This window comes from Streptomyces sp. SID3343 (assembly GCF_009865215.1).
GTDB lineage: Bacteria > Actinomycetota > Actinomycetes > Streptomycetales > Streptomycetaceae > Embleya.
The window spans coordinates 1-7,549 of the sequence record NZ_WWJX01000803.1 but is presented as its reverse complement, the minus strand read 5'-3'; the positions used below and the strand labels follow the sequence as shown (position 1 = coordinate 7,549).

At 71.9% G+C, this 7,549-nt stretch carries 7 protein-coding genes; 3 read left to right on the top strand and 4 right to left on the bottom strand.

Features of this window, described 5'->3' with window-relative positions; all coding sequences use genetic code 11:
• Positions 1-126: 126 nt before the first annotated feature.
• On the bottom strand, positions 127-1,125 hold the full coding sequence (locus GT354_RS24875) for a cobalamin-dependent protein (RefSeq protein WP_161358600.1): 999 nt from the start codon (positions 1,123-1,125) through the stop codon (positions 127-129).
• Positions 1,122-2,906 (bottom strand): SpoIIE family protein phosphatase, encoded by a 1,785-nt coding sequence (locus tag GT354_RS56620; protein WP_346012157.1) that lies wholly within the window; start codon positions 2,904-2,906, stop codon positions 1,122-1,124. Before GT354_RS56620 ends, GT354_RS24875 begins: the two co-directional genes overlap by 4 nt.
• A 231-nt stretch (positions 2,907-3,137) precedes the next feature.
• Between GT354_RS56620 and GT354_RS24865 the strand changes: the two genes are divergently transcribed.
• The gene (locus tag GT354_RS24865; protein ID WP_161358598.1) at positions 3,138-3,530 is read left to right on the top strand and encodes an STAS domain-containing protein; all 393 of its coding nucleotides are present in this window, start codon (positions 3,138-3,140) and stop codon (positions 3,528-3,530) included.
• 84 nt (positions 3,531-3,614) lie between these two features.
• Here GT354_RS24865 and GT354_RS24860 read toward each other — a convergent pair whose 3' ends face one another.
• Both GT354_RS24860 and GT354_RS24855 read right to left on the bottom strand, forming a co-directional pair.
• Positions 3,615-4,802: a phytanoyl-CoA dioxygenase family protein gene (locus GT354_RS24860; protein WP_161358597.1), complete on the bottom strand. Its 1,188-nt coding sequence runs from the start codon at positions 4,800-4,802 to the stop codon at positions 3,615-3,617.
• A gap of 170 nt (positions 4,803-4,972) precedes the next feature.
• Positions 4,973-5,719 (bottom strand): FadR/GntR family transcriptional regulator, encoded by a 747-nt coding sequence (locus tag GT354_RS24855; RefSeq protein WP_202512261.1) that lies wholly within the window; start codon positions 5,717-5,719, stop codon positions 4,973-4,975.
• Between the two features lie 184 nt (positions 5,720-5,903).
• On the opposite strand from GT354_RS24855, the gene GT354_RS24850 reads away from it, so the two are divergent.
• Positions 5,904-6,644, top strand: a complete 741-nt coding sequence (locus GT354_RS24850) for a (Fe-S)-binding protein (protein WP_161358595.1) — start codon at positions 5,904-5,906, stop codon at positions 6,642-6,644.
• On the top strand, positions 6,641-7,549 hold a 909-nt coding region (locus GT354_RS24845; RefSeq protein ID WP_161358594.1), incomplete at its 3' end, for an LUD domain-containing protein. The genes GT354_RS24850 and GT354_RS24845, both read left to right, overlap by 4 nt.

Sequence of the window (7,549 nt, the reverse complement as noted above, 5' to 3'; positions counted from 1 at the left end):
GAGGGGGACGGCTGCGGGATTACGGCGAGGGGTGGTTCGACCGGCGCCGCCCCGAGGCCGATTTCCGCCGGCCTCGCTTCGGTACTTCGGCGTTCGCTCCTCGCCCGCGCGGGTGATTGGCTGATGTCAGAGGAAAGTGCCCGCCGTGGTCAGGGGGTGGGTGGCTCTCGGGACGTGGGCCAGGTGGGTGGCGAAGGCCTTGTAGGCGGCGGCGAGGCTGGAGCTTGGGATGTTGCGGTGGGTGAGGACGTCGGTGAACCAGCGGGTGAAGGACAGGAAGACCTCCTCGTCGTCGAGGAAGAGCGAGACCGCCAAGGCGTCCACGGCGGTGAGCAGGCCGTCTCGCATGGTGGAGTCGCACGGTTCGCGCTCGGGGACCGCCATCGCCGACAGGCCCGCCGCGACCAAGGGGGCCCGAAGCAGGCCGACACCGTCGTGGGCCGCGTCGGGGAGGTGGCGCAGGCGCGGAGCCGGTGTCGCGGTCACCGGCCAGTCGGGGCCGGCCAGGAGGTCCGCGGCCCGAGTCGCGTCAGGGGCCCAACCGTTCGCGCCGACGATGCCCGCCCAGCGGCCGTCCACGCCGAACCCGGGACCGCCCACGAGCACCGGTACGCCGACTCGCCGCGCGACCTCGACCATCGCGCGCGCCCCGGGCAGCGCCGTCGACATCGTGCAGCCCAGCGCCACCGCGCCCGCCCCCGAATCGGGCAGCATGCGGGCCAGTTCGCCCGCCCCCGTCCCCGGCGGCAGCAGCGTCGTGTCGATGCCGCGACCGCGCAGCAACGTCGCCAGGATCGACGACGCGAGCCCGTGCCAGTCACCGCGCGCGCAGCACACCACCACCCGCGGCCGGCCGCTCGGCCGCGGTGACGCGTCGGCGATCATCCGGACCGCGTGACCCGCGAGGTGCGACGCCGTGTGTTCGCGGGCCACCGTCCACTCGCCCGTCGCCCACCGGTCGCCGACCACGCGCAGCGCCGGGACCACGAGCCCGGTCAGCAATTCCTCGCCCGACACGCCCTCGGCCAGCAGCCCCCGGACCAGGGAGACGGAAGCGATCTCGTCCGCTCGGCCGATGAGTTCGAGGTACAGCGCGCGCTCCTCCTCGTCGATCACTCGCGTCATACCTCGCCCGCGTCGTCGTCGGGATCGAGGAGCGGCAGGTCGGCGAGAAGCGGGAACACGTCGTCGCCGTCCCGATAGGGGATGTGTACCGCCATCAGGATCATGTCGTCGATCACCGGCGCGTCGCCCAGGTGGGCGAGCAGGAGTTGCTCCAAGCGGTCGACCAGGGCTTCGACCGGCATGCCCGCACAGGACGCGAGGTCGTGCCGCAGCGCCGCTTCGCCGTAGGCCGTGCCGTCCATCGACCGGGCCTCGGTGACCGCGTCACTGTAGAACAGCACCGTCGAACCGGGCGGCAACTCCAACTCGCGCTCGGTGAACACCGTTCCGGGGATGCCCGCGACCAGCGGATCGGTGAACCTCATCCCCTGGACCCGCCCCGCCGGATCCATCCGCAGCGGCGGCGGGGCGCCCGCGCAGGTCAGCCGCATGAGCGCGGTGCCGTCCGCGCCCACCCGACAGTCTCCGGTGATCGCGGTCAGCACGAGCGAGGGATCGCCTCGGGACAACTCCGCGTCCAGGACGGCCATCCGGCGCGCCGGTGGGCAGCCGGCGTTCGCTGCGGTACGCAGGATCAACAGCGAACGCGAGCTGAACATCCCGATCGAGGGGCCGCGCCCGCACACGTCGCCCACCGAGAACGCCCACGTGCTCGGGTCGTCCGTCGAGTGCACGGCGTAGAAGTCCCCGCCGAGGCCGTCGGTGAGCGCGACCGGCCGGTAGCGGGCGGCGATCCTGGCCCCCGGCACCTCGGGCAACGGCTCGGGCATGACAGCCGATGCGAACAACAGTGCGCGGCGGTCGTGTTCGACATACAGCCGCGACGCGCGCAACGCGGTGCCCACCCGATCGGCGTACTCCCGGGCCAGAAGGATCTCCTCCTCCGAGAACGGCTCGGACGCCGTCGTGCGCACCAGTGTGAGCACCGACGGTGTGTCGTCGCCGGTCGTCACCGGGATGACCAGCGCGCAGCGGGCGTCCATGCGCACCAGGTCCTCGACCGCGTCGTCCGGGACCAGTCGGCTCAGCAACGCGCGATCCATCACCGGATGCAGTTCCTGCCGCCGCGTCCGCAGCACCCGACCGACGCCCGCCTCCGCCGTCCACACCGCGCCGAGACCGGTGTTCACCCGACCGATCGGCGCCCCGGTCGCGGGCGCGTACGTCGTGCGCACCCGGCCGTCCTCCATGCTGGGCACCGAAAGCGCCGCCCAGTCGGCCAGTTCGTGAGCCGGCAGCGTGGTCACCAGATCGGTGAGCCGCATCGAGTTCGTGGTGGTGGACAACATCCGGCCGGCCTCGGCCAGGAACACCTTGCGCCGGCGCTCGGCCAACAACGCGTCCTCGCGCCGCCGTTCGACCGTCATGTCCTGGACGTACCACGCGTAGTGGTCGCCGGACAGCGGCGCTCGCCGCCCCCGGACGCGCCGATCGTCGACCTCGCCGTCCCACCGCGTGCCGATCGCGGGCAGGACGGGATAGGCGGTTCCCACGGCGCAGTCCGGCAACAGGCGCTGGGCCGCCGCGTTGACGTAGCTCACCGTGCCCCCGGGAGTGAACACCACGACACCGCAATCGCTTTGGTCGAGCACCTCGGCGGGCGACCACGCGGGCTCGACCGGCCGTTGCGGCGCGTGCGGCGGCTTGAAGCCGTTGGTCCGCGCGTGCGCGGCCGGCCCCTGTGCGTTGCTGCCCCGCTCGTCGTTGGAGGGGCGCTGTCCGGTCATCGGTTCGGATTCCCTTGCGTCCGTGCGTTCGAGCCGACCCGGGTCGGCGCTCACGCAACCCTCACCGTACGGGCGTCAGGGCCGATGGTGTGGCGCTTCCGGCGGAATCACACCTATTGGGGAAGACCGTCCACGGACGGTCCGCGCGGCGAGTAGGGTGCCGATGCGGGCCTGCTTCCGGGATGGGATGGGATGGTTCGTCCCGCGTGTCTCGGGTCCTTGGACCGTACCGACGGTCGCGGCGCAACGCGGCCGAGCCGCACTTGATCAGGTGGAGCGCTCCGCATGAGCCTTGACGATCTCCCACCGGACGATGTGGACCACACATCGTTCTCGCCCCGTCCCTGCGTCGTGCACGCCGCGCTCGAAGCCGGTGACGGGGTGGTCGCCGTGCACGGCGACATGGACATGACGGCGGCACCCGTGTTCCGAGAGGCGGTGGATCGCCTCGTCGACGAGGGGGCACACAGCCTGCGGATCGACCTCTCCGGCGTGCCGTTCATCGACTCGTCGGGCCTGGGCAGCCTGGTGTACGGCTACCGCCGACTGCGCGACCGCGACGGACGCGTCGAGGTGCACGGCGTCGGCCCGCAACCCGCGCGAGTGCTACGCATCACCCACCTGGACCGCATCCTCAGCGTGGTCCCCGCCGTCGAGACGGCCGGCCGCGTCGGCTGACCCCGGGCACGGCGCCGCACACAGCCGCGCGACACCGCGCACGCAGCACCCGATTCGGCCGCTCGCCACCGCGAACCCGGCCGCTCACAAACCCAGACCGGCCTCCACCTCGCCCGCGGTACGACTGCGGATGAGGTCGTTGACGGCCTCGCCCGGACCGACATGCTCGAACAGCGTCGGCGGGTGATACGTCACGTACATCGTGCGGCGCCCGCCCTCGCCGGCCGGCGCGGGTGAGGCGTGCAGGACGTCGGCGACGTGCACCGTGACGTCGCCGGGCTCGGTGGGGACCGTGAGATAGGGCAGGTTCGGGTACGCCTCGGGCGCGGGCTGCGGGCACGTACGCCCGTGCGACCCGGCGATCGCCTCCAGGTATCCGGTCTCGGCGGACGAACCGGTCAACTGGATCCCGATCGCGACCGAGGGGCACAGGATGTGGTGCCCGCCGAGCCCGCAGTCCGTGTGCCACGGGATGTTGGCGAGCCCTTTGAGCCGACCCGGCGGCTTGAGCAGGATCGAGATGCCCTCCATGCGGTCCGTGGACGCCGCCAGGTCCTCGTGCAGCAGCGTCGCGAGCCGGACCAGGCGTGGGTCGCGCGCGAGCGCGGCGATCGGCGCCGAGCGCTCGCTCGCGTAGACGATGCGGCACAGTACGGCGTCGCCGTGCTCGCTCTCGGCCCACCACGAACGGTCGTCGCCGGGCACGGCCTCGGCCGCGAGCCGGTCCACCTCGGCCTCGAACACGGCGATCTCGGCGGCGGAGAACACCCCGCGCACCCGCATCACCCCGGTCGCGTCGAAGTGATCGGCGAGCTGCGCATCGGTGTGATCGAGCGTCAGTTCGGCGGCCGGGTCCACGACACGCCCGTGCCGGTCGCGGACCTGCGGACCGCTGGGCAGGTAGATCTCGATGCCCTGATACAGCGCCCGCAGCACCGGCTCCCACGCGAACAGGTCGAGCAGGCTGCCACGTTCGGCCCGTACCTCGCCCGCGATGGCCAGCGCCGCGGCGGTGCGCAGCAGCGTGACGAGGTCGGTCCACGCGTCGGGGGACAGGCGTACGACACACGACGCGTCGTCGGCCACCCCCTCGACGATCCGCAGGCGCGCGCCGTCGGCGCGGTAGGTCCAGGCGGCGTCGCCGATCCGCATGCCGAGCGGTTCGAGTCCGGCCAAGCCCACCGCGGCGCGCTCGCCGGGCGCGCCGATGAGTAGTCCGGGAACGATGTCCCGATGGTACGTTTCCGCGTCGATCCGGTCGTGCCCGAGCATCCTCGCGACCTCCTGCGCTGTACGTTGCCGCGCAGTATGCCGGGCGAACGCGGTGAGTTACCAGAGCGTTTCGCGGTTTGTCCGAAGCTTGGCGACACCTTGCCCCACAAGGGGCGACGCCTTGCTCCGCAGGGGACGACTCCTTGCCCCGCAAGGGCGGTGACGGTGCGTCAGTTCTGTACGCGGGCCACGTTCGGATACGCGCGGCGCAGATGCGTGGCGACGGCGTCGGCCGCCGCGCGCGAGTCGTGGGCCTCGATCGCGGCCAGGATCGCGCGGTGGTCGGCGCGCAACGCCGCCGTGTCCGGGCCCAGTTCGGCGACGGCGCGCTGCTGATGGCGGCGCACGGTGTCGCGCAGCGCCCGCATGAAGGTGGCCACGAGCGCGTTGCCGGACATCTCGGCGATCACCGTGTGGAACTCGGTGTCGTGCTCGTTGAACCGTTGGGCGGACAACTCCGGGGCCTCCATCGCGTCGACGATGTCGCGCAGACGGGCCAGGTCGGCCGCGCTCGCGTGCCGCGCGGCGGCCTCCACCGCCCACGACTCGATCAGCAGCCGGGTCTCGACCACGTCGTCGACCGCGAAGTTGGCCAGGCCCAGGTGCAGCCCGAGCACGCCGGTCAGCGCCGGGCCGGCGGAGCCCGCCAGGATCGCGCCGGCCTCCGGGCCGCTGCCGGTGTTGGCGACCAGGACGCCCATCGCCTCCAGCACCCGCATGGCCTCGCGTACCGACGGCCGGCTCACCCCGAGCGCGGCGGCGAGGGCCCGCTCGCCGGGAAGCTTGTCGCCCGCGCGCAGCCGACCGGTGGCGATCTGCTCCTCGATCTGCGCGACGACTTCCTCGAACGCGCGTACGCGCTTGACGGGGCGCCAATCAGGGGTGGCCTTGTCAGAAGCCGGCTCGCGAAGTTCCACGGTTCCTCTCCGTTCGGCTCTCGACCCGAGTCGAAGCGTGGGCGGCCCTGGGTGGCCCCGCCCTTGTCGCCCAGCATGCCATGCCCTTAGCGTGTGCACACCACACTGTGGTCGGACCACACGAATCGAGCCTCTCGCGCTTCGGGAGGCTTTCCGAACACCAACCCTGAGGAGGCTGTCGGGCATGCGCGTCGGGCTGTTCATCACCTGCGTGAACGACACGCTGTATCCCCGTACCGGGCAGGCCGTGGTGCGGCTGTTGGAGCGACTCGGCTGCGACGTGGACTTCCCCGCCGCGCAGACGTGCTGCGGGCAGATGCACTGGAACACCGGATACGGCAAGCAGATCGAGCCGATGGTCCGCCGCTTCGCCGACACCTTCGCCGGCTACGACGCGGTGGTCACGCCCTCGGGATCCTGCGGCGCGATGATCCGCGACAACCACCCGCGCGCGGCGGCCCGTGCCCAGGACCCCACGCTCGCGGACGCGGTCGCCGAGGTCGTGCCCAAGGTGTACGACCTCACCGAGTTCATCGTCGACGTGCTCGGTACCACCGACGTCGGCGCGTACTTCCCGCACAGGGTCACCTACCACCCCACGTGCCACTCGCTGCGCCTGATGAAGCTCGCCGACCGGCCGACCGCGCTGCTGCGGCAGGTGCGCGGCCTGGAACTGCTCGGCCTGCCCGCCGAGGAGGAGTGCTGCGGCTTCGGCGGCACGTTCGCGGTCAAGAACCCCGACGTGTCCACCGCGATGGGCGCCGACAAGGTCCGGCACGCGGCCGGTACGGGAGCCGAGGTGTTGTGCGCGGCCGACAACTCGTGCCTCATGCACATCGGTGGCCTGATGGACCGTCAGCGCACCGGCATGCGCGTCCTGCATCTGGCCGAAATCCTCGCCTCCACCGAGAAGGAGCCGGCATGAGCGCCACGTTCGTCGGAATGCCCGCGTTCCCGCACGCCGCGCGGGCCGCGGTGGGTGACGCCCAGTTGCGGCACAACCTGCGCAAGGCCACCCACACCATCCGCGGCAAGCGAGCCGCGGTGGTCGACGAACTCGACGACTGGGCCGAACTGCGGGCAGCCGGCGCGGCGATCAAGGACCGAACCCTGCGCCGCCTCGACGAGCACCTGATCGCGGTCGAGGCCGCGGTGACGGCCGCGGGCGGCACCGTGCACTGGGCCGCCGACGGGGCCGAGGCCAACCGGATCGTCGCCGACCTGGTCAAGGCCACCGGCGAGACCGAGGTGGTCAAGATCAAGTCGATGGTCACCCAGGAGATCGGCCTCAACGAGGCGCTCGAAGCGGAGGGGATCCGGGCCTACGAGACCGACCTCGCCGAGCTGATCGTGCAACTGGGCGACGACCTGCCGTCACACATCCTGGTCCCGGCGATCCACCGCAACCGCGCGGAGATCCGGGAGATCTTCGTGCGCGAGATGGGGGAGTGGGGTGTACCGGCCCCCGAGGGCCTCACCGACGAGCCCGCCGCGCTCGCCGAGGCGGCGCGTCGACACCTACGCGAGCGCTTCCTGTCCGCGAAGGTCGCCGTGTCCGGCGCGAACTTCCTGGTCGCCGAGACCGGCACGCTGGTCGTGGTCGAGTCCGAGGGCAACGGCCGGATGTGCCTCACCCTGCCGGACACGCTGATCTCGGTGGTGGGCATCGAGAAGGTCGTCCCGACCTGGGCCGACCTGGAGGTCTTCCTCCAGTTGCTGCCGCGCAGTTCGACCGGCGAGCGGATGAACCCGTACACGTCGATGTGGACGGGCGTCACGCCCGGCGACGGGCCGCAGGAGTTCCACCTGATCCTGCTCGACAACGGCCGC